The 22,324-nt window shown below is 64.5% G+C and carries 21 protein-coding genes; 12 read left to right on the top strand and 9 right to left on the bottom strand.

From position 1 onward, the window contains the following. Positions 1-77: 77 nt before the first annotated feature. The 3 genes from LB572_RS18220 to LB572_RS18210 form a co-directional block, all read right to left on the bottom strand. On the bottom strand, positions 78-542 hold the full coding sequence (locus LB572_RS18220) for an endonuclease domain-containing protein (protein WP_224668666.1): 465 nt from the start codon (positions 540-542) through the stop codon (positions 78-80). A gap of 47 nt (positions 543-589) precedes the next feature. Further along, a complete protein-coding gene (locus LB572_RS18215; protein ID WP_140802183.1) occupies positions 590-2,086 on the bottom strand; it encodes an FAD-linked oxidase C-terminal domain-containing protein in 1,497 nt (498 codons plus the stop codon). A gap of 287 nt (positions 2,087-2,373) precedes the next feature. Further along, positions 2,374-3,696: a DUF3422 family protein gene (locus tag LB572_RS18210; RefSeq protein ID WP_224668665.1), complete on the bottom strand. Its 1,323-nt coding sequence runs from the start codon at positions 3,694-3,696 to the stop codon at positions 2,374-2,376. A gap of 208 nt (positions 3,697-3,904) precedes the next feature. Here LB572_RS18210 and LB572_RS18205 point away from each other — a divergent pair, with 208 nt between their 5' ends. The 3 genes from LB572_RS18205 (at position 3,905) to LB572_RS18195 (ending at position 6,690) form a co-directional block, all read left to right on the top strand. Further along, entirely contained in the window at positions 3,905-4,702 is a 798-nt protein-coding gene (locus LB572_RS18205; protein WP_224668664.1) for an FCD domain-containing protein, read from the top strand. A gap of 17 nt (positions 4,703-4,719) precedes the next feature. Beyond that, entirely contained in the window at positions 4,720-5,859 is a 1,140-nt protein-coding gene (locus LB572_RS18200; protein WP_318014046.1) for an alpha-hydroxy acid oxidase, read from the top strand. Between the two features lie 63 nt (positions 5,860-5,922). Next, positions 5,923-6,690: a metallophosphoesterase family protein gene (locus LB572_RS18195; protein WP_224668662.1), complete on the top strand. Its 768-nt coding sequence runs from the start codon at positions 5,923-5,925 to the stop codon at positions 6,688-6,690. 39 nt (positions 6,691-6,729) lie between these two features. Here the strand turns inward: LB572_RS18195 and LB572_RS34435 are convergent, their stop codons facing one another. Both LB572_RS34435 and LB572_RS18190 read right to left on the bottom strand, forming a co-directional pair. Beyond that, positions 6,730-6,861 (bottom strand): hypothetical protein, encoded by a 132-nt coding sequence (locus tag LB572_RS34435; RefSeq protein WP_263498119.1) that lies wholly within the window; start codon positions 6,859-6,861, stop codon positions 6,730-6,732. Between the two features lie 291 nt (positions 6,862-7,152). Then, positions 7,153-7,851 carry a type 1 glutamine amidotransferase gene (locus tag LB572_RS18190; protein ID WP_224668661.1) on the bottom strand — a complete coding sequence of 233 codons (699 nt, stop codon included), beginning with the start codon at positions 7,849-7,851 and terminating at the stop codon, positions 7,153-7,155. An 85-nt stretch (positions 7,852-7,936) separates the two neighbouring features. On the opposite strand from LB572_RS18190, the gene LB572_RS18185 reads away from it, so the two are divergent. From LB572_RS18185 to LB572_RS18170, 4 genes are all read left to right on the top strand, one after another. Then, a complete protein-coding gene (locus tag LB572_RS18185; protein ID WP_224668660.1) occupies positions 7,937-8,584 on the top strand; it encodes a hypothetical protein in 648 nt (215 codons plus the stop codon). A 133-nt stretch (positions 8,585-8,717) separates the two neighbouring features. Beyond that, the gene (locus tag LB572_RS18180) at positions 8,718-9,452 is read left to right on the top strand and encodes a 16S rRNA (uracil(1498)-N(3))-methyltransferase (RefSeq protein ID WP_224668659.1); all 735 of its coding nucleotides are present in this window, start codon (positions 8,718-8,720) and stop codon (positions 9,450-9,452) included. Positions 9,453-9,658: 206 nt separating this feature from the next. Then, positions 9,659-11,032 carry a glutamate--cysteine ligase gene (locus LB572_RS18175; protein WP_224668658.1) on the top strand — a complete coding sequence of 458 codons (1,374 nt, stop codon included), beginning with the start codon at positions 9,659-9,661 and terminating at the stop codon, positions 11,030-11,032. Between the two features lie 103 nt (positions 11,033-11,135). Continuing rightward, positions 11,136-12,167 carry a DUF937 domain-containing protein gene (locus LB572_RS18170; RefSeq protein WP_224668657.1) on the top strand — a complete coding sequence of 344 codons (1,032 nt, stop codon included), beginning with the start codon at positions 11,136-11,138 and terminating at the stop codon, positions 12,165-12,167. Between the two features lie 300 nt (positions 12,168-12,467). Here LB572_RS18170 and LB572_RS18165 read toward each other — a convergent pair whose 3' ends face one another. Beyond that, on the bottom strand, positions 12,468-12,758 hold the full coding sequence (locus tag LB572_RS18165; RefSeq protein ID WP_041010015.1) for a DUF1127 domain-containing protein: 291 nt from the start codon (positions 12,756-12,758) through the stop codon (positions 12,468-12,470). Between the two features lie 236 nt (positions 12,759-12,994). Between LB572_RS18165 and LB572_RS18160 the strand changes: the two genes are divergently transcribed. Further along, a complete protein-coding gene (locus LB572_RS18160; protein WP_140802193.1) occupies positions 12,995-13,951 on the top strand; it encodes a LysR substrate-binding domain-containing protein in 957 nt (318 codons plus the stop codon). Between the two features lie 103 nt (positions 13,952-14,054). On the opposite strand, the gene LB572_RS18155 is transcribed toward LB572_RS18160, so the two are convergent. After that, the gene (locus tag LB572_RS18155; RefSeq protein WP_224668656.1) at positions 14,055-16,265 is read right to left on the bottom strand and encodes an EAL domain-containing protein; all 2,211 of its coding nucleotides are present in this window, start codon (positions 16,263-16,265) and stop codon (positions 14,055-14,057) included. 120 nt (positions 16,266-16,385) lie between these two features. On the opposite strand from LB572_RS18155, the gene xseA reads away from it, so the two are divergent. Both xseA and LB572_RS18145 read left to right on the top strand, forming a co-directional pair. Further along, complete coding sequence (xseA, locus tag LB572_RS18150; protein WP_224668655.1) at positions 16,386-17,951, top strand: exodeoxyribonuclease VII large subunit; 1,566 nt, start codon at positions 16,386-16,388, stop codon at positions 17,949-17,951. A 7-nt stretch (positions 17,952-17,958) separates the two neighbouring features. Continuing rightward, positions 17,959-19,077 (top strand): P1 family peptidase, encoded by a 1,119-nt coding sequence (locus tag LB572_RS18145; protein ID WP_140802196.1) that lies wholly within the window; start codon positions 17,959-17,961, stop codon positions 19,075-19,077. Positions 19,078-19,106: 29 nt separating this feature from the next. Here LB572_RS18145 and LB572_RS18140 read toward each other — a convergent pair whose 3' ends face one another. Together LB572_RS18140 and LB572_RS18135 are read right to left on the bottom strand one after the other, a co-directional pair. Beyond that, positions 19,107-19,358: a DUF768 domain-containing protein gene (locus LB572_RS18140; protein WP_140802197.1), complete on the bottom strand. Its 252-nt coding sequence runs from the start codon at positions 19,356-19,358 to the stop codon at positions 19,107-19,109. A 380-nt stretch (positions 19,359-19,738) separates the two neighbouring features. Further along, on the bottom strand, positions 19,739-20,410 hold the full coding sequence (locus LB572_RS18135) for a FadR/GntR family transcriptional regulator (protein WP_140802199.1): 672 nt from the start codon (positions 20,408-20,410) through the stop codon (positions 19,739-19,741). 224 nt (positions 20,411-20,634) lie between these two features. Here LB572_RS18135 and LB572_RS18130 point away from each other — a divergent pair, with 224 nt between their 5' ends. Continuing rightward, complete coding sequence (locus tag LB572_RS18130) at positions 20,635-21,513, top strand: fumarylacetoacetate hydrolase family protein (protein WP_224668654.1); 879 nt, start codon at positions 20,635-20,637, stop codon at positions 21,511-21,513. Continuing rightward, positions 21,510-22,289, top strand: coding sequence for an alpha/beta fold hydrolase (locus tag LB572_RS18125; protein WP_224668653.1), 780 nt, complete (start codon positions 21,510-21,512; stop codon positions 22,287-22,289). The genes LB572_RS18130 and LB572_RS18125 overlap by 4 nt, the downstream gene beginning before the upstream one ends. Positions 22,290-22,324 lie beyond the last annotated feature (35 nt).

The raw sequence follows: 22,324 nt of genomic DNA, 5'->3' as shown, positions 1-22,324 counted from the left end.
GGCTCGTAGAGGGTGACGCCGGTGAGGCGCGAGAGGTCGAGCGTGTGCTCGGTCTGCAGCGGACGGCCGGGGGGCCATCATAGAGCGCTGTCTCCGATCTTCTTAGCCGCAAATACAGACCTGAGGTCGGCAGCAGCCACATCTTCAGCAAGCCGCCCTTCAAGTGCGGCAAGTATCGTCTCGCAAACATTCCTCGTGTTCTTCAAAACATCAAAATTCCAGAACCGCAAAACCGAAAAGCCTTCACCACGCATGAATTCGTCGCGTCGCCTGTCATATGGACTGTCCGCATGCTGGCTGCCATCCAGCTCCACGATCAGTTTTTTGCTCCTGCAGGCGAAATCCCCGAAATACGGGCCGATGGGCATCTGGCGAACGAATTTGTAGCCGCCCAGTTTCTTCGCCTTGAGCTCGTTCCAGAGGGTCGCTTCCGCTTGATTGTCACCGTGGCGAAGCTCGCGGGCACGAGCAATTTTTTCTGGCGAGCGGCGGCTTGGCGGAGAGGGCGTTCCCCTCTCCGTCTCGGGCTTCGCCCGAGCCACCTCTCCCCCGCTTTGCGGGGGCGAGGAACTTTTGTCCCACGTCCCCATCAAAACCTCGGAATATCCGGAAACGCCACCTGTCCCCGATGCACATGCATCCTTCCCAGCTCCGCACACCGGCGCAATTGCGGAAAAACCTTGCCGGGGTTGAGCAGGTGGTTGGGATCGAAGGCGCATTTGACGCGCATCTGCTGATCGAGGTCGATCTGGTTGAACATTTCCGGCATCAGGTCGCGCTTCTCGACGCCGACGCCGTGCTCGCCGGTCAGAACGCCGCCGACCTCGACGCAAAGCCGTAATATGTCGGCGCCGAAGCTTTCGGCCTTGTCGAGCTCGCCCGGCACGTTGGCGTCGTAGAGGATCAGCGGGTGCAGGTTGCCGTCGCCGGCGTGGAAGACATTGGCGACGCCGAGGCCGTATTTCTCGGAAAGATCGCGCATGCCGGCGAGCACGCGCGGCAGTTCCTTGCGCGGGATGGTGCCGTCCATGCAGTAATAGTCCGGCGAGATGCGGCCGACCGCCGGAAAGGCGGCCTTGCGGCCGGCCCAGAAGCTCAACCGCTCCTGCTCCGACTGCGAGATGCGGCAGGTGGTCGAGCCGTTCCTATAGGCGATCGCCTCGACGAGGCCGATCAGGTGGTCGACCTCGACGCCCGGACCGTCGAGCTCGACGATGAGCAGCGCCTCGACATCGAGCGGGTAGCCGGCATGGACGAAATCCTCCGCGGCGTGGATCGCCGGGCGGTCCATCATCTCCATGCCGCCAGGAATGATGCCGGCGCCGATGATGTCGGCGACGCATTGGCCGCCCTCTTCGCTGGTCGGGAAGCCGATCAAGAGCGCGCGCGCCGTCTCAGGCTTCTTCAGGATGCGCACCGTCACCTCGGTGACGACGCCGAGCAGGCCTTCGGAGCCGGTCATCACGCCGAGCAAATCGTAGCCTTCCTGGTCGAGATGGCTGCCACCGAGCCGAACCACCTCGCCATTCATCAGCACCATCTCGATGCCCAGCACATTGTTGGCGGTCAGACCGTATTTCAGGCAGTGCACGCCGCCGGAATTCTCCGCGACATTGCCGCCGATCGAGCAGGCGATCTGGGAGGATGGATCGGGGGCGTAATAAAAGCCCTCCTGCTCGACGGCTGTGGTGATCCCGAGATTGGTGACGCCGGGCTGGGCGACGACGATGCGGTTCGGATAGTCGATCGCCAGAATGCGGTTGAAGCGGCTCATGACCAGCAGCACCGCATCCTCGAGCGGCAGCGCGCCGCCCGAGAGCGAGGTGCCGGAGCCGCGCGGCACGACGCGGATGTTGCGCTCGTTACAGTATTTCAGCACGCGCGAGACCTGAGCCACCGTTTCCGGCAGCACCACGACCAGCGGCAGTTGCCGGTAGGCGGTCAGGCCGTCGCTCTCGAAGGCACGCATCTCATTGGCCGCGTCGACGACCCCCTCGCCCGGCACGATGATGCGCATGTCGGCGACGATCTCGGCGCGCCGGCGCATCGTCTCGGCATCTGGCTTGGGCATGGCTAGGCCGGACATCGGGCATCTCGCTTGACTGGTCAAAATCTTTTACCAGCCTGGCGGTTTTGTTGCAAACGCTGCTTTCGCCAGATGCGCCGGCGAGCGTAGTGCCAAGCTTCCGCAGCGGCAATCTGCCGCTGGCGCTCGAATCTCCCCCCTTGAGGGGGAGATGGCCGCGAAGCGGTCAGAGGGGGTCGTCTAACGTAGATCGCCGACTCCGCCTGGCGTAAAGGAAGGCGCTGGAGCTTCACGCGCAGCGACCCCCTCTGTCGCCTTCGGCGACATCTCCCCCTCGAGGGGGGAGATTACTCGCCCGGATGCTTCGCCGGCTCGGAATGCATCTTCCGCACCCGGCGCACGCCCCACCATACAAGCAGGATGGCGACCGGGACGGACGCGGCGGTGACGACTTCGGGCGCGAAAGCGTGACCGAAGATCGAGGCGCCCTTGGCGACATAGCCGATCAGGCCCACGACATAATAGGACACGGCGGCCACGGACAGCCCTTCGACGGTCTGCTGCAGGCGCAGTTGCAGCCGGGCGCGGTTGTTCATCGAGGCGAGCAGGTCGCGGTTCTGCTTCTCGACCTCGACGTCGACCCAGGTGCGCAAAAGCGTGGTGGCGCGGGTGAGTTTGCGCGAGAGGTTGGCCTGGCGCTCCTCGACCGAACGGCAGGTGCGCATGGCCGGCGCCATGCGCCGCAAGAGGAAGCCCGCCCAGGTGTCAAAACCCTGCACCGGCTCTTCATCCAGCGCTTCGAGCCTTTCGGTGACGATGCCGTCATAGGCGCGGCTGGCGCCGAAGCGATAGAGGCTGGATGCGGCGTCGGCCTCGAGCTCGGCGGCGAGCTCGGTGAGGTCGGCGAGCAGCGTCTGGCTGTCTCGGGTTTCAATCGCCTTCATTTCCAGCGTGGTCTGCGCCAGGCGGTCCTCGATGCGACGGGCGCGCCCGGACAGCGTCAACGCCATCGGCAGGCCAAGCATGGCCAGCGTGCGATAGGTCTCGATGTCGATCAGCCGCTGCGACAGAGCGCCGGTGCTGGCCGGCGTCAGGCCGCGATCGAGCACCAGCATGCGGGTCAGGCCGTCGCCGTCCTGGCGGAAATCGGTGATGATGGCGGCAGCGCCCCGCTCGACCAGCGAATAGCACAGGCTGGTCGGATCGAAGCCGGCGACCAGCTTTTCGCTCGCCTGCGTCCATTTGCGGATTTCGAGGCGGATGCCGGAAATCACCGTGCCGGACGGCGAGAAGCCATTGCCGAAGGGCGAATCCTCCTGGCCCCGGCCGTTTTCGGCCAGCGGGCCTTCCCACAGATAGGTCGAGAATTCCGTATGCCGTTCCCAGCGCAGCGTGCCCTTGCCCCACTTCATGGCATGATGGCGCGCGTAGCGCTCGGGCGCGGCAATGCCCAGTCGCCGCGATAGTTCCGAGAGCACGGCATGGTCGACCGCGGCGCCGCCCTCGGTCATGAAGGAAAGCTGGATCAGCACCCGCGGCTTGTCGATCAACGGATGCGGGCGGGCATGGACCTCGCCCAGCGCGCCAGGTCGCCCCTCATGCGCCGGGAAGCCCATGACACTGCCTTGGGCGCGCGGCTGGAATTCGAGCTTGGACGTCTCGTCCGACACGGCTGGTCCCCCTGATTTCGACCCATCGTGCAATCCGGTCGTCTTGCGGCAATCGGCGGGACGCGTAAACAGCAAATATTGGCGTCCGGCGGCGATGACGCGCGGCAGGCAATGCCCCCGGACTGGGCTAATTGGATAAATAATTTGACCAGTTGGCGAGGGACGCTTTAATCTGGGTTACTTCCATCCCGTTTATCCAGGCGTCCCTTTGAGCGACATTTTCTCCAGGATCGAGCATTCGCGCACCGCCGACGAGGTGGTGCAGCAGATCGAGAGCCTGATCCTGGAAGGCGTGCTGCGCACCGGCGACCGGCTGCCCGGCGAACGCGAGCTCGCACGCCAGTTCGACGTGTCGCGGCCGATCCTGCGCGATGCGCTGAAGGCGCTGGAAGGCCGGGGACTGCTGACGACCAAGGCTGGCGGCGGCACGCATGTCGCCGACGTCATCGGGCAACTCTTCACCAAGCCGGTGACGGACCTGATCTCCACGCACCGCAAGGCGGTGACCGACTATCTGGAATACCGGCGCGAGATCGAGGCGGTGGCGGCCGAATATGCGGCGCGACGGGCGACGCCGGAGGATCTGGCCCTGCTCGACCGCATCATGGCGCGCATGGACGAAGCGCACCGTACAGGCGATTTCGACGACGAGGCGGAAATCGACGTCGAGTTCCATCATGCGGTGTGCGAATGCGCGCACAACATCATCCTCCTGCACACACTGCGTTCCTGCTATCGGCTGCTGTCGGAGGGCGTCTTCCAGAACAGGCTTCTGGTGTTCAGCGTGCCCGGCGCGCGCGAGGCGCTGCTCGAGCAGCACCGGGCGATCCATGCCGCGATCAAGGCGGCCGACCCGATCGCGGCGCGCAAGGCTGCGATGGACCACATCACCTATGTCGAACGCTCGATGGCGGAAGCCGAGCGCAGCGGCGACTGGCAGCGCGTGTCCAGGCTGCGCCTCAGACAACGCTCGGACGACATCGAACCCACACGCAAACGCTCCTAGCCATCAGCGGGGAATCCATCATGAGCGAAATCCTCACCATCGCCGACCTCAAGGACCTGGCACGCCGCAGGGTGCCGAAGATGTTCTTCGACTACGCCGATTCCGGCGCCTGGACGGAGAGCACCTACCGCGCCAACGAAGAGGATTTCGGCAAGATCAAGTTCCGCCAGCGCGTGCTGGTCGACATGAGCAACCGCTCGCTGGAATCGACCATGATCGGCGAGAAGGTGGCGATGCCGGTGGCGCTCGCGCCGACCGGGCTGACCGGCATGCAGCATGCCGACGGCGAGATGCTGGCGGCGCGGGCGGCGGAAGAGTTCGGCGTGCCGTTCACGCTGTCCACCATGAGCATCTGCTCGATCGAAGATGTCGCCTCGGCGACCAAAAAGCCGTTCTGGTTCCAGCTCTATGTGCTGCGCGACAAGGATTTCGTGCTCAACCTCATCGACCGCGCCAAGGCGGCGAAATGCTCGGCGCTGGTGCTGACGCTCGACCTGCAGATCCTGGGCCAACGCCACAAGGACCTGCGCAACGGCCTTTCGGCGCCGCCCAAGATGACGCTTGCCAACATCGTCGACCTGGCGCTGAAGCCGCGCTGGTGCCTGGGGATCGCCGGCACGCCGCGCCGCACCTTCCGCAACATCGTCGGCCACGCCAAGGGCGTCGGCGACGTCTCTTCGCTGTCATCCTGGACGACGGAGCAGTTCGATCCGCAGCTGTCGTGGAAGGATGTCGCCTGGATCAAGGAGCGCTGGGGCGGCAAGCTGATCCTGAAAGGCATCCTCGACAAGGAGGACGCGCTGATGGCGGCGAAGACCGGAGCGGACGCGATCGTGGTCTCCAATCATGGCGGGCGTCAGCTCGACGGCGCCGCCTCGTCGATCTCGGTGCTGGAAGAAATCGCCGATGCTGTCGGCGACAGGATCGAGGTGCATATGGATGGCGGCATCCGCTCCGGCCAGGACGTGCTCAAGGCGCTCTGCCTCGGCGCCAAGGGCACCTATATCGGCAGGCCGTTCCTCTATGGCCTCGGCGCGATGGGCAAGGACGGCGTCACCAAGGCGCTCGAAATCATCCGCAAGGAAATGGACATCACGCTGGCGCTCTGCGGCAAGCGCCTCGTCACCGACATGGGCAAGGAGCAGTTGCGCCGCTAGGGGCTTGTTCACCTGCCTGCGCTAGCTTCGCCCCGATATCCCGCACGGGGGAAGAGACCCGCCTTGACCGAAACCGGCATCCATTATCTCGACGCAAGCGGGCCGGAAGGCGTGCGGCTTTACGCTATCGGCGATGTGCATGGGCGCCATGACCTGCTCGCCGCCATGCACCGGCGTATCGAGAGCGAACTGGAATATGCGCCTGGGTCCGACTGGCGCATCATCCATCTCGGCGACTATGTCGATCGCGGTCCCGATTCAAAAAGCGTCATCGACTTCCTGATCGAGGCGCAGAAACGCGATCCGCGCAACGTCATGCTCGCCGGCAACCACGACATCGGCATGCTCGAATTCCTTGCCAACGGCGAGCCGGACGGCCTGTTCCTGAATTATGGCGGCGTCCAGACGGCGCAGTCCTATGGCGTGGATCTTCTGCGCGACGGCCATTGGTTCGGCAAGGCGGACGCGATCGCACGGGGACATATGGCCCTGGTGAAAGCGGTGCCGCGCAGCCATGTCGATTTCCTGCAATCGCTGGCTTTTTCGGTCAGTTTCGGCGACTTCTTCTTCTGCCATGCCGGGATCAGGCCGGGCGTGCCGCTCGACCGTCAGAGCCGGCAGGACCTGATCTGGATCCGTGACGCCTTCCACGACTATCCGGGGCTGTTTTCAAAGGTGATCGTGCATGGGCACACGCCCGTTGCCGAAGCGGACGTGAGGGCCAACCGCGTCAATGTCGACACGCTCGCCTGGAAATCCGGAACGCTGAGCGCGCTCGCCGTCAATGGCGGCGACAAACGCATCCTGACCGTCCAGGGCAAAGCGCTTTAGGCGCGCCCGGCGCAGGCCTGTTCCGATTTTTGATTGGGTTTAGTCCAGCGAGGCGGTGACGCCGTAGCCGTCGACGGCCCGGTGATTGGTCGCTGCGTCGGCGGCATAAATGCCCAGGCCGCAGAGCACGATGGCAGACAGCATGACAAAAGACAGGAGAGCTGCTTTCATGGACGTCATCTCTGGTTAAGCTTTCTGCATCTGGGCACGAGGCGGTTACCAATGCGTTGAAACGATAAAATGCGTCTCAATGTTTCGACGATTTCGCGCTTCTAAGCAGATTCTGTATCGCCGGTGTGTCGGCTAGATCACACAAAAGGTTCATGGCGGTTGCATCGCCGATACAAGGCGCGCCCTCTTAGGCGAGCGGCCGGACACAAACCAAGGATGAAGAGCGTTTTCCCCAGGCGGAAACGAAGAGGCGTGCCAAATATGCCACGCTGTGCTCGGTTGGCCGGGTAATCAGATGGTCGCCACCCAGGCGCGCGCAATCGCCAGCCCGGCGGCGTCGGCGTCGGCGCCATTGCGGGCGAGCTCGTCGTCGAGGCGGTCGTTCCAGTCGGGATGGCGCGCGGCGATCGTCGCCGCGAAGGACGTGCTCCAGTCGCGCACCATCGGGGTATCCGCCTCGAAATGGAACTGGAAGCCATAGACGGCTCGGCCGAGGCGGAAGGCCTGGTTTTCGGCGACCGCGCTGCCGGCCAGCCGCACGGCCTTTTCCGGCAGGCCGAACGTGTCGTCATGCCATTCGAAGATCGGGAATTTCTCGGGCAGCGCCGCCAGGACCGCGTCCGATTTGGCGGCCGGCGTCAGTGACACCTTGTGCCAGCCGAACTCGGTGGCGCCGCCGATCTGGTTGGTGCCGCCGAAGGCCCGCGCCACGAGCTGGCTGCCAAGGCATATGCCGAGAACCGAGCGATCCTTGTCGGCGAAATCGCGCGTCAGGTCGAGTAAATGGGGGAAGTAGGGGCAGATTTGATCGTCGAGCGCATTCTGGGCGCCGCCCAGCATGACCATGGCGTCGTGCCCGCTGCTGTCCTGCGGCAGCGCTTCGCCGTTGTAGGGCTTGCGCAGATCGATGTCCGCGCCGGCTTCCACCAGGGCAGCACCGATCTGGCCGAGGCCCTCATTGTCGAAATTCTGGACGACCAAAACCCGCATCGAAACCCTGCTGACATGAAAATGCTGGGTCGAGCGATATCATGCGGCCCGTGTTTCAGCCAAGATGCGCCGCGGAGAGAAAGCTATGCCACTGCAGAACCGGGTCGATCCCTTCGGCGCCATCCATACCGTGCCGGAACGCGGCCTGTTCACCGGCAATCGCGGCATCATCCATGATCCGGAGACCAGGACGCTGCTGAGGAAGCGCTGGGCCTTGCCGGCCTGGATCATCTGCGTGTGCCAGTTCCGCAATGTGCGGCGCGAGCCGATGGGCCGCAACCGGCCAGGAGGAAAAGCCGGCTGGACCGAGCTGTTCTTCCTCGACGAGGTGACGGCATTGGCCGCGGGCCATCGGCCCTGCTTCTTCTGCCAGCGCGAACATGCGACCGATTTCGTCGGCCGCTTCGGTTTGGCTTTTGGCTTCGATGAGCCGCGCGCGCCGATGGTCGACAAGCGGCTGCACAAGGAACGGATGGCTTCGGGCGGACAGCCGCCCCTCGTCACCGTGCCGGAGCTTGGCGGCCTGCCCGATGGAACGATGATCGCGCAAGGCGACGTTGCCTATGCGCTGCGAGCCGGCACGGCACGCAAATGGTCATTCGCGGGCTATGCAGAACCCATTGCCTTCGATCGCCTTGCCGGCTGGCCGATGCGCCTGCTGACGCCGGCGACCACCATTGCAGTATTGCGGCAAGGCTTCGCGCCGGTCTGGCATCCGACCGCCGATACTTGACGACGCAGCCGGCCTCGCTCATTGGTCGGCAGATATTCGTGGGACATCCCACGAATATCTGCCTAGATTGCCTTGTTTTTCGCAGGTTCTGATCGCAAAACCGCGGGACACTTTTGCGGAACCTGCTTGGGCCATGCGCGCCAACTATAAAATGCAGCGGCTGTTCGTGCCGGACGATCTTGGAAGCGGCCTCGAATTCAACGCCGGCCAGCAGCAGAGCCATTATCTCGCCCATGTGCTGCGGCTCGCCGAAGGCGCCGAAATTCTGCTTTTCAACGGCCGCGACGGCGAATGGTCGGCTTCGATCGCCGCGAAGTCCAAGAAGGCGGTCCGGCTGAAGGTGCTGGAGCTGCAGCGGCCGCAGCCGCCGCTGCCCGATCTCGTCTATTGCTTCGCGCCGCTGAAGCAAGGCCGGCTCGATTACCTTGTGCAGAAAGCGGTCGAGATGGGCGCCGGCATCCTGCAGCCGGTCATCACCCAGCACACGCAAGTGGCAAAGCCCGGCATCGACCGGCTGCGCGCCAATGTCGTCGAGGCGGCCGAGCAATGCGGCATCCTGGCGGTGCCGGAAGTGCGCGAGGCGGAGAAGCTGGAACGGCTGCTTGCCAATTGGGACGAGGAGCGGCGGCTGATCTTCTGCGACGAGGATGCCTCGACCAACAATCCGCTGCCGGCCTTGCAAGCGGTCAAAGAGAAGAAACTTGCGCTTCTGGTCGGTCCGGAAGGCGGGTTCTCCGAGGACGAGCGCAAGATGCTGAGGGCCTTGCCTTTCGTCACCGCCGTCCCGCTCGGACCCCGCATCCTGCGCGCCGACACGGCGGCGGTGGCCGCACTTGCCGCGATCCAGGGGACGATCGGCGACTGGTGATCAAATCCTGTTGAGGCCTGGCTCAGGATTTTTTGCTTGATCGGCTGCCAGCATTTCGTCCATCTAGCGCCGGCGGCCGTCCGGCCACTGCAGCACCGCGCCTCCCTTTCGTGGAGCAAAGGGCGCTGTAAAATTTAAAGTCTTGCGCAGGACGTCCAACGGAAATCGGTGCCGGTTTTCGGAGATCATGCGCACGGAGGGGCGAGATGGCGCGCGACACAACCGATACCCAGCCGATAGAAGGCATCGACGAACTGGTGGGCTATCTGGCCGCCGGCAACAAGCCGCGCGAAAAATGGCGCATCGGCACCGAGCACGAGAAATTCCCCTTCTATGTCGACGGCAACGCGCCTGTACCCTATGGCGGCGAGCGCGGCATCCGCGCCATCCTCGAGGGCATGCAGGAAAAGCTCGGCTGGGATCCGATCATGGATGCGGGCCGCATCATCGGCCTTGTCGAGCCGACCGGCCAGGGCGCGATCTCGCTGGAGCCAGGCGGCCAGTTCGAGCTTTCCGGAGCGCCGCTGGAGTCGATCCACCAGACCTGCCGCGAGGGCAACGCCCATCTGGCGCAGGTGCGCGAGATCGCCGAGCCTATGGGGATCCGCTTCCTCGGCCTCGGCGGCAGCCCGAAATGGTCACTGGCCGACACGCCGAAAATGCCGAAGTCGCGCTACGAGATCATGACGCGCTACATGCCGAAGGTCGGCACCAAGGGCCTCGACATGATGTACCGCACCTGCACGATCCAGGTGAATCTCGACTTCGAGAGCGAGGTCGACATGCGCCGCAAGATGCAGGTGTCGCTGAAGCTGCAGCCGCTGTCGACGGCGCTGTTTGCCAACTCGCCCTTCACCGAGAGCCGGCCGAACGGGCTGCAGAGCTGGCGCGGCGACATCTGGCGCGACACCGACAACCAGCGCTCCGGCATGCTCGAATTCTGCTTCTCGCCCGATTTCGGTTTTGCCGACTATGTCGAATGGGCGCTCGACGTGCCGATGTATTTCGTCATCCGCGACGGCCACTATCACGACATGACGCGCTACACGTTCCGCCAGTTCATGGCGGGCGCGGCCCGCAATGAAATCCCTGACGGCCTGCCGACGATGGGCGACTGGGCAAATCATCTCTCGACGCTGTTCCCCGATGTGCGACTGAAGCGTTTCCTGGAAATGCGCGGCGCCGACGGCGGGCCGTGGCGGCGCATCTGCGCCCTGCCCGCCTTCTGGGTCGGGCTGCTCTATGACGAGCAGGCGCTGGACGCCGCCGAGGCGCTGACCGCGAGTTGGACCTACGAGGAAGCGCTGGCGATGCGCAACGCCGTGCCGGAGCTGGGCATTGGCGCGCCGTTCCGCAACGCCACCTTGCGCGACATCGCCCGCGACGTGCTCGCCATCTCGCGCACGGGCCTGAAGAACCGGGCCAGGAAGAACCGCGACGGCTATGACGAGACGTCCTTCCTCAACACGCTCGACGAGGTCGTGGCGCGCGGCACCACCAGCGCCGAGGAGATGCTTTCGGCCTACCACACGCGCTGGGGCGGCTCGATCGAGCCGGTGTTCATGGAATATGCCTATTAACCGTCCGGGGTTCCGCGTGACGGTGGCGCGACGAAAGCCGCTTCAATCAGGAATGGAAACGAACTAGGTTTCTTCCACGAGGATGTTCTCGGAGGAGATGCCAATGCCTTCCCTGTTCGACATATTCGCCCAAGCCCAGAACGGCGCCGGCATGCAGGCGCTGGCCCAGCAGTACGGGCTTTCGATGCAGCAGACCCAGGCCGCGGTCCAGGCGCTGCTGCCCGCCTTCTCGCAGGGGCTGCAGCGCAACACCGCCGACCCTTACGGGATGGGCGCATTCATGACGGCGATGGCGAGCGGCCAGCACGCCAAGTATTTCGAGGACGCTACCAGAGCCTTTTCGCCGCAAGGCATCAATGAGGGCAACGGCATTCTCGGCCATCTGTTCGGCTCGAAGGATCTGTCGCGCGCCGTGGCGAGCCAGGCCGCGCAGGCGACGGGACTGAGCCAGCAGGTGCTGCAACAGATGCTGCCGGCCATGGCTTCGATGATGATGGGCGGGCTGCTCAAGCAGACCAACAGCCAGATGCAGGCCGCCGGCGGTTTCGGCGGCGGCAACAATCCGCTCGGTGAGATCATCGAGGAGATGATGCGGCAAAGCGGCGTCGCGCCGACCCCGCAGCAACGCCAGGCGCCGCAGCCGGCGCCCAGTCCCTATGGCGAGAACCCGCTCGGCAAAGTGCTGCAGGACATGTTCGGCGGCGGCGCTCCGCAGCCGCAGCCGCAAAGCCAGCCCCGGCAGGCCCCCAATCCTTACGGTGAAAATCCCCTCGGCAAGGTGCTGCAGGATATGTTCGGCGGCGGCGCTCCGCAGCAGCCCCAGCAGACTCAACCGCAACAGACGCAGAGCCCCTATGGCGACAACCCGCTCGGCAAGATCTTCGAGGAGATGTTGCGCCAGGGCGGCGGGGGTTTCGGCCTGCCTGGCGGGCAGCCGGCGCCGCAGCCGCAACAGCGCCAGCCGCAGCAGAGCGCGCCGCAACAGCCGCAGACCAATCCGAGCGGCCGTCCGCGAAACCCGTTCGACGATATCTTCGGCAAGATGTTCGAGACCGGCGCGCAGCAGCGCGACGAGTATGAGAAGAACGTCGGCACGATCTTCGACCAGTTCAAGCGCGACATGGACCGGCGGTAGGTTTTTCACCGATCCAAGGTGTGTCGAGATTCAGGTCAGGCCGAGTCGAAAACGGCGGATTCCGAGAACCGGAGCGGAGCGTACTTGAGTACGTGAGCACCGGAAGCCGCCGTTTTCAGGCCGGCCTCACCTGAATGGCGGCACAGCTTAAAAAAATGCCCGGTCCTGGAGGAGGAACCGGGCAATGTGCAGGCTGGCCGGCGGGGAACCGGCAGGGAGTGTGGGAGCCTGCATGAAACTTGGTCGCGCCGGGTCCTAAAAAGGTTCAAACGCGACCGGAAATCCAGACAAGCCGACCGTTCAGGCGACCTGACGAGCGAGGTCCTCGATCGTGTCGGCGCGCTCGCTGGCGATCGCGCGCAGCTTCACCGTCGGATCGCGGCCGAACGGCACGGCCACGGCGACATGGAGGTCGGCGCGGGTCAGGCCGATATCGGCAAGCTCGGCGTCCGACATCTCGCCCAGGCGATAGAAGGCGCGGCGATTTTTCCAGGCGACATAGGCGTTGGCGAGAGCATTGAGCACGCGCGTCGCAACGGCCGGACGCGTGGTGATGCGCGGGGTCTCGGAAGCGAATTCAATCGTGGTCATGTCAGTCTCTCCTTCCAGGAGTCGAGCGGACGAAACCAGGCAATCGGCGCCTTGGGAGAAGCGCCGTTCCGGTCTCGATACTGTTAAAGTGATGCATGTCGCCCCCTAAATTGGGGGCCACTTTTGGGCGACATGCAGTGCCTTCATGTGGACAATGCCAATTTGCCATCGCGCGATTGATTAATCCAACGAATGTTTTTAATCTCTAGTATCAACATCAATGATGGGTTGGACCGATGAAAGCGCCGCTTGACCTCGATCAGTTGCAGACCTTCATCTCGATCGCCGATACAGGAAGCTTCACCCGCGCGGCCGAGGAGGTGCACCGCACGCAGTCGGCCGTGTCGATGCAGATGCGCCGGCTGGAGGAGCGGATCGGCAAGCCGCTGTTCGAGAAGGACGGCCGCACCAACAAGCTGACCGAGGAGGGCGACAGGCTGCTTTCCTATGCGCGGCGGCTGATCTACCTCAACCGCGAGACCTTGGCCGCCTTCGACGACCAGCGGCTCGAAGGCACGATCCGCATCGGCACGCCGGACGATTACGCCGACCGCTTCCTGCCGGAGATCATGGCGCGCTTCTCGCGCTCCAACCCGCGCGTCGAGCTGACGGTCGTCTGCGAGCCGACGCCCGGGCTGGTCGAGCACATCAAGCGGGGCAATCTCGACCTGGCGCTGGTGACGCATAACGACACGCGCGGCCAGTCGGAGGTGGTGCGGCGCGAGCCGCTTTTGTGGGTGACCTCGGCCAACCACGCCACGCATGAACAGGAAACCCTGCCGATGGCGTTCGGCCGGCCGAACTGCATCTGGCGCCGCGCCGCGGTCGACGTGCTCGACCGGCAAAAGCGCGACTACCGCATCCTGTTTTCGAGCTTTTCGGCTACCGTCATAACCGCCGCCGTGCTTTCGGGCCTGGCTGTCTCGGTGCTGCCGGAATGCGCGCTTCGGCCCGGTATGCGCGTGCTCGGCGAGGCCGACGGCTTCGGCCAGTTGCCGGACTGCCGTATCGGCATCATGCGCGGCCAGACCTCGCAGCCGGAGATCGTCGATGCTTTGGCCCGCCACATCGCGGAAAGTCTCGACAACATCTCGGTGCCGATCAGCGAAGAGGCCGGAAGCTTCGACTTCGCGGCACTCGCCTTCGCCAAGATGAAGCGGGTCAAGGCAAACCAGATCATGCCTGGGTGGTAGGCGAGAGCAATTCCCGGAAAAGTGTGACGCGGTTTTCCATCTGGAATTGCGTCAAAACAAAGAGATAGAGCGGTTCGCCGTTTCCGCGAAATGGCGAACCGATCTATGCGCGAGCAGCGGAACGTTCCCGGTCGGCTGACGAAAGGCCCGGCAGTGCAAGCAATTGGCCGGGCTCCAGCGGCGGCGACAGCAGATAACCCTGCAACTGGTGGCAGCCCATGCCGACCAGCAAGGCCTTTTGCGTGTCGGTCTCGACGCCTTCGGCGGTCACCTCGACCTTAAGCGCCAGCGCCAGCTCGATCAGCGTCTTGGCGATTGCGCGGGCGCTTTGGTCCTCATCGAGCAGACGCACGAAAGAGCGGTCGATCTTCAACTTGTCGATCGCCTGGCGGCGCAGATAACTCAGCGAGGAATAGCCGGTGCCGAAATCGTCGAGCACGATGCGCACGCCGGACTGGCGCAGCGCGGCAATCACGGTGCCGATCGTGTCATTGTGCTCGAGCAGCACGCTTTCGGTGGTCTCGAGCTGCAGGCGGGACGGGTCGAGCCCAGTTTCTCTCAGGATTTCGGCGACCTCTTCGGCAAAGCCGATATCACGCAGCTGCATCGGCGAGATGTTGACTGCGATCCACGGCAATTCGGTCCCGACGGCGAAGCGGCAGGCTTCGCCGAGCACCCATTTGCCGAGCTCACCGATGAGGCCGCGCTCTTCGGCAATCGCGATGAATTGCGCCGCGGGCAAGGCGCCATGCACTTCATGCCCCCAGCGGATCAACGCTTCGGCCCCCAGTATCGCGCGGCCGTCGGCGGCGAAAACCGGCTGATAGGCGAGCTTTGTGCCACCTTCGCCGTCGAGCGCCTTGCGGAGTTCGGATTCGACCTTGCGCTTGCGCAACAACAGATCATCCATGTCGCCGGCGAACACCTCGTAGCGGCCACGACCGTTCTTCTTGGCCTCGTAAAGCGCGATGTCGGCCTTGCGCAGCAGGTCGTCCGCGTCGATGTCCGATCCGGACGACAGCGCGATGCCGACGCTCGCGCTGACGAAGACCTGGTCGTCGATCAGCCGGAACGGCTCACGCAACTTCAAGAGCAACCTTTCGGCGATGTCCTCGGCGCTGCCGACATCGGGAACGTCGAGCAGGATGATGGCGAACTCGTCGCCGCCGAGCCGGGCGACGGTGTCGACTTCACGGATCGTGTGCTTGAGCCGCGCCGCCGTCTGGCGCACGAGCTCGTCGCCGGCCGGATGGCCGAGCGTGTCGTTGACATGCTTGAAGCGATCGAGGTCGAGGTAAAGCAGCGCCACGCGTGTCTTGTCCTGGCCGGCGAACAGCAACGTGCGCCGTAGGCGGTCATCGAACAGCGCCCGGTTGGGCAGGCCGGTGAGCATGTCGTGGAAGGCGAGATATTGCGCCTCGTCCTGACTTGTCTGCAACGCGGCCGAGGCGCGACGCAACCTGCGCAACAGGAACACCAGCACGCCGCCCGCCAGGAGCAGCGCGATCGCCAGGGCCGGCGCGATCTTGCGCACCAAAGCAAGGCCGGGCCGCAATTGATCCCAGCCGATATAGCCGAGGATGACGCCGCGCGAATCGACCAGCGGCACCGCGGCCAGGCCGGCCGGCTCGGACAGCGGCACCAGGCGCGCGCCCTCGAGCAGATATTTTCCGGCGAGCTTGCCGATCACGGCGTCGTTGATGAATTCGACCGAGACATGCAGGTATTCGGTGCTCGGCGCCTGGGTAACCCTGTCCGAGCTCGGCACCAGCGGCATGACGCTCAATATCGCCGGCTTGCCGTCGAGCGACACCAGGTCCTCGGCAGCCAACCTCACGGGCTGGCCGGACATGTCGGCTTTGGGCGGTCGCGCGAGCATGCCGCGCAGTTTTTCGATGGTGGGGAGAAGGGCGGGCTGATCCTGGCTATAAGCGGACGGGTCGACCACCTTGCCTTCGCGCATGACGTGGATCGGATGGTTGGCGCTATCGAGAATGTAGACCCGGTTATGGCCGTAATAGGTGTACATCCAGACGCTGAGATTGTCGGCCATCCAGGCTTGGTTGCCGGCCTTTGCGTTGACGACGGAATCGTCCCAGACCGAAACGCTTTCCTGCTCCCGCTCAACAGCCGCGATCTGGTCCTGCAGGCCATCGGCGATGAACATCTTCTGCCGTTCGAGCGAGGCGTTATCGGCCTGGCCGGCGGCGTAGAAGCCGAAGCCGACGACGATGGCCAAAGCGAAAGCGGCGAGCGTCAGCACGGTCAGCGTGACCTGACGCGTCAACGGGCTGCTGTCGTGGCGTGCGCTCATCACGTCCCTGGCCTGCTCTCCTGCTGCCAGTCAAAGCAAATCGGGTTTAAGATCGCGTTATAATATTAGCGCCGTTTCTCCGTGCTTGACGCGCGCCGATAAGCGCTCCCCAATCGCCACATGAGTGAAACAGCAACCGAATCACGCAGCAACGCCACCGAATACACGGTGAGCGAGATTTCCGGCGCGCTGAAGCGCACTGTCGAGGACGCCTTCGGCAATGTGCGGGTGCGTGGCGAGATTTCCGGCTATCGCGGCCCCCATTCGTCCGGCCACGCCTATTTCGCGTTGAAGGACGACCGCGCTCGGATCGACGCCGTGGTCTGGAAGACCACCATGGCGCGGCTGAAGTTCCGCCCCGAGGAAGGCATGGAGGTGATCGCCAGCGGCAAGCTGACGACCTATCCCGGCAAATCCAACTACCAGATCGTCATCGACAATCTGGAGCCGGCGGGTGCCGGCGCGCTGATGGCGCTGCTGGAAGAGCGCAAGCGCCGGCTGCAGGCCGAAGGCCTGTTCGACGCCGGCCGCAAGCGGCGGCTGCCGTTCATGCCCAAAGTCATCGGCGTCGTCACCTCGCCGACCGGCTCGGTGATCCGCGACATCATCCATCGCATCAAGGACCGGTTTCCGCTTCATGTCCTGGTCTGGCCGGTCAGGGTCCAGGGCGAGACGACGGCAAGGGAAGTCACCGCAGCCGTCAACGGCTTCAACGCGTTGACATGGGACGGCCCCATCCCCCAGCCCGATCTGTTGATCGTGGCGCGCGGCGGCGGCAGCCTCGAGGACCTCTGGGGCTTCAACGACGAAGGGCTGGCGCGCGCCGTCGCTGCGTCCGGCATCCCCGTGATCTCGGCCGTCGGCCACGAGACCGATACGACGCTGATCGACTTCGTTTCCGACATGCGCGCGCCGACGCCGACGGGCGCGGCCGAGATCGCCGTGCCGGTCAGGGCGGATCTGGAGGCAACCTTGGCCAGCCTCGGCGCGCGGCTCAACGCCTGCGCCTCGCGGCATCTGGAGCGCAAGCGTCAGGCGGTGCGCGCCGCGGCACGCGCGCTCCCCTCGCCCGACCAGTTGCTGGCGCTGCCGCGCCGCCGTTTCGACGATGCTACCAGCCGCCTCGGCCGCGGGCTGACGGTGAATATCGAGCGCAAGCGGGCGACACTGGAGCGGCAAAGACTGACGCCGGCGACCCTGTCGCGGCGCCTCAACGAAGCGCGCACGCTGACCGGCCGCGACATTGCCCGGGCGCGAGCCGCGTTCTTCGCCATCGTGCGCGAACGGCGCGCGCGCTTCCAGCGCACATCGACACGCCTGTCGCCGGCGCCGATCGCCAGGCGGCAGAAGCTGCAGTCCGACGCGCTGGCCGGACTGTCGCGCAGGCAGGACCAGGCGCTGGCACGGCGGCTCGACCGGCTGCGCGCGGCGCTGACCCAAGCGGACCGGCTGCTTTCGACGCTGTCGCACAAGGCCGTGCTGGCGCGCGGCTTCGCGCTGGTCAAGGACGCCGACGGCGCCGTCGTCAAGCGGGTCGCGGAGCTTGCGCCGGGCGCGGCGCTGCAGCTTGAATTCGCCGACGGCAATGCCGAAGCCATCGCCACCAGCGGCGGGGCGCGGCCGAAGCTGGCCGCGAAATCGCCCGCTAAGGCCAAGGAGCCGGGCAATCAGGGCTCATTGTTCTGAGGTTTGCATGGGCAGCCACGATCCGCATCTTATCACCCCGTCGGGCAAGCCGCGCCTGCGCTCGTTCGGCATCGCGCTCGACGGCACGCCCGGCCGTTTCAACGCCATCACCGATGTGCCGGGCGTGTCGGTGGGCTACACGACGCTGATTTCCGGCGAGGGTCCGCTGCAGGTCGGCAACGGCCCGGTACGCACCGGCGTCACCGCGATCCTGCCGAGGCCGACCGCCGATCTCGCGACGCCGGTATTCGCCGGCGTGTTCAGCCAGAACGGCAATGGCGAGTTGACGGGAACGCATATCATCGAGGAAACCGGTGCCTTCAACTTGCCGGTCACCATCACCAACACGCATTCCTGCGGCGTCACCCGCGACGGCACGCTGCGCTGGATGCACAAGGTGCTGCCAGGCGCGCTCGATACAGGCTGGGGCCTGCCGGTGGCGGCCGAGACCTATGACGGCTTTCTCAACGACATCAACGGCCACCATGTCGGCTTCGAGCATGTCGCCTCAGCGCTCGACAGCGCCAGCCGCGGGGCCATCGACGAAGGCAGCGTCGGCGGCGGCACCGGCATGATCACCTTCGGCTTCAAGGCCGGATCGGGCACCGCCTCGCGCATCGTCGAATGGCAGGACAGGCGTTATACGCTGGGTGTTTTCGTGCAGTCCAATTTCGGCCAACGGCGCAATTTCACCATTCGTGGCCGGCGCATCGGGCCGGAGCTTGCCGACCCGGCGATCCGCGAGGCGACGGCGCGCGCCGAAAAGGGTTCGATCATTGCCATCGTCGCCACCGACGCGCCGTTCCTGCCGCATCAAATGAAGCGGCTCGCCAGGCGCGTGCCGCTCGGCATCGCCATGACCGGCGGCTATGGCTACCACAGTTCGGGCGACATTTTTCTTGCCTTCTCGACCGCCAATCCGGAGGCCGCCCAGGCGGCTTCCGGCCGCATCGCCCGCGCTGAGTTCATCCCGGACGTCGACATCGACCCGTTCTTCGACGCGGTCGTGCAAGGCGTCGAAGAAGCGATCCTCAACGCATTGGTGGCGAATGAGGATATGACCGGACGCGGCGGCAATTTCGTGCCGGCGCTGCCGAAGGAATGGCTGAAGGAAAAATTTGGATAGAACGCCGGCGGCCTGTGGCAGGCGGGTATTTATTCCGCCGGCTTGTCGGGCTTCGCTTCGCTGGTGCCCTCTTCGGCGGCTTCCTCGAGGCGCGACGCGATCAGTTCCTGGATATCGCCGACCTCTTCCTGGATGTCCTCAAGCAGAATGCCCGCCTCGGCGGCCTTGGCACAGCACTCCCTGGCGAGGGTCTCGGCCTGCTCGATCTTGATCGGCGAGTGCTGGCATTGGACTTTCTCGCCAATCCATCCGCGCAAGAACTCGATCGCATGTTCACTCATACTGCTTCTTCCCTGGCGGCAAAGCCGGTTGGTAGCCATGAACGTCGGCACCCCGCAAAGGATGCATGCCCCATTCGAGCCGAGTCGGCCTCGACCGGCAAGACATCTTGCCCGTGGTACGCGAAACCGAAGGAATGGAAAGGTTCGAGGTGCACGTTCAGATCGTTGAGAATGATGGGATTGTTGGCCGGGATCGAGAGAAGGCCGTCGTCATTGTTTTTGTTGGCTTTTTTCTATCTTTGACAGCGCATTTGTATCACGATGGGTAGCACAGACTGTGTCACAGCTTTCCGGTCAACGCTGCCTCGGCCCGCGCCGAAGCAGGCGCTATATAGTGGCATCCTCATGCAATGTCGACTCGGGGTCCTTCATCGGGGCGACTACCTCCCCAGAAGATTGCGCTCGACGGTCCTCAGATGCGTCAGCATGGCGTTGCTGGCGCCCTCGGAGTCGCGTGCCAGCAATGCATCCAGGACGACCTGGTGCTCGCTGCAATAGGTGGCGCGGCGCTCCTCCGAGAAGGAACGCTTCTTCATCTCGAACCACGGCCGCTGATTGCGCAGGATGCGCATGAGATTGTGGATCTCCTTGAGGAAGTCGTTGCGCGAACATGCGAAGATGCGGTGATGGAATTCCGCGTCCCAGTGCTCGAACGTCGGCATGTCCTGGGACGCGCAGGCGATCTTGTGCGCCTCGCGCACCGCGTTCAGTTCGCCGGCGCTGGCATTGGTCGCGGCGAAGGATGCCGCCGCCGGCTCCAGCAACTGCCTGATCTCCATCATGTCAGCCGGGCTGGTCCCTTCCATGCGCGCGACGGTCGCGGCCATGGAAGCGGGATTGGCTGCCGTCAAAAAGGTCCCACGACCGACATGTCGCACGACCGTGCCGTCATCCTCGAGCAGGCCGACGGCGCGACGCACCGTGTTGCGCGCCACGCCGAACTCGCTCGCCAGGTCACGCTCGGGCGGCATACGGCCGTTTTCCATCCATTCGCCCAGCGAAATCCGTTTCTTCAAGGCGATGGCGATGTCGTTTGCAACCAGCTTGGGCATGTTTGGCAGCGTTTATCTGATCCAATAATGAACCATTCATAGCAGCTTTTCGTGCGCCCGTCCATCATGCTAGCCTGCAAATGGGTCCGCATTTACATGGCTGCGAGCATTGGAACTATTTCATACAGCCAATTCGAATCCGGCTTGCGGCCTAAGCCAATTGGCGCTAGCGTGTTTCAAAAGAGCGGAAAATTGGCTCAAAATTGGTTCACGGGAGGAACTTCATGCGGGTCGCGACTTTCTCGCTCGCCGGCGAAAGGCGGGTCGGCCTGGTCGATCTTGCCGCCCAGACCGTCGCCCCCTTCGATTTCCCGGTCGAACGCGCCGAAGCCGGTCTGCTGGCGCTGATCGAACGCAATGGAGCCGGCCTGCCGCGCACCCTTTCCCCGATCCCGTTGGCGGGGGTAGAGATCGAAGCTCCGATTCCACAGCCGCGCCGCAACATCTTTTGCGTCGGCAAGAACTACCATGAGCACGCGCACGAGTTTGCCCGCTCAGGCTTCGATTCCAGCGCCGGCGCCGGCGCGGTGCCGAAGCACCCGATCATCTTCTCCAAAGTGCCGGAATCGGTCGTCCCCAACCACGCCAGCGTGCTGATCGATTCCACTGTCTCGACGGCGATCGACTATGAGGCGGAGCTCGCCGTCATCATCGGCAAGGGCGGGCGCGGCATCTCGAAGGAAGACGCCCTCGACCACGTCTGGGGCTACACGATCGTCAACGACGTTACGGCGCGCGACCTGCAAGGCAAGTACAGCCAGTGGCTGATCGGCAAATCGCAGGACACGTTCTGTCCGATGGGTCCATGGGCCGTCACCCGGGACGAGTTCGATCTCGCCAGTGCCGGCATCCGCTGTTTCGTCAATGAGGACCTGCGTCAGGACTCGCGGATATCGCTGCTCATCTTCGATATCCCGACCATCATCGCCACGCTGTCGCAAGGCATCACGCTCAAGCCCGGCGATATCATCGCCACCGGCACGCCCGTCGGTGTCGGCATCGGCTTCGATCCACCCAGATATCTCAAGCCCGGCGACGTCGTGCGCATCGAGATCGACGGCATCGGCACGCTGGAGAACCGTTTCGTGGAGAGGCCGCAATGACGACCGTGACTGTCGGCCAGGTCGTCGCGGAAGCGACTGGCGAAGGCGCGGCCGTGGTGATGATCCACGGCCTCGGCGGAACCTCGAACATGTTCCAGCCGCAGATGGGTGCGCTCTCGGGTTACCGCGTCATCCGGCTCGACCTGCCGGGGTCGGGCCGCTCGCCGCGGCCGATCGAGCCGCTGACCATCGAAGGAATGAGCGAAGCCGTGATCCGCGCCATGGCCGGCATGGGCGTGACGTCAGGGCATTTCGTCGGCCATTCGATGGGCACCATCGTGTGCCAGCAGATCGCGGTGACGCAGCCCGCGCTGGTCGCCTCGCTGACGCTGTTCGGCGCCTTGGCAGAACCGGGCGAGGCAACCCGGCAGGGGCTCGGCAACCGGGCGCGCCTGGCACGCTCCGGCGGCATTTCCGACATCGCCGATCAGATCGTCGCCAATGCGATCTCGGTCCACACAAGGGAGACATCTCCCGCGGCGGCGGCCTTCGTGCGCGAATCCATCACCCGCCAGGACCCCGAATCCTATGCCCGCACCTGCGAGGCCCTGGCCAAAGCCGCCGCGGTCGATGCGCGCCGGATTTCGGCGCCGACCCTGCTCGTCACCGGCGATGCCGACACCGTCAATCCGCCGGGCGTCGCCCAGGCGCTTGCCGACAAGATCAAGGGAGCCATATTCTCCTCGCTCGATCGGTGCGGACACTGGGCCACGGTGGAAAGTCCGCGGGAAAGCAGCTCCAGGCTCGCCGATTTTTTGAGACGGGTTGATAGGTGAGGATTTCGGATCGGGCGTAGACTTACGCGCTCGGC

Origin of the sequence: Mesorhizobium sp. BH1-1-5, assembly GCF_020165615.1 — a bacterium.
In the GTDB taxonomy this organism is placed as follows: Bacteria; Pseudomonadota; Alphaproteobacteria; order Rhizobiales; family Rhizobiaceae; genus Mesorhizobium.
Note: the sequence above shows the minus strand (reverse complement) of the source record. Positions and strands in the feature narration are given on the sequence as shown.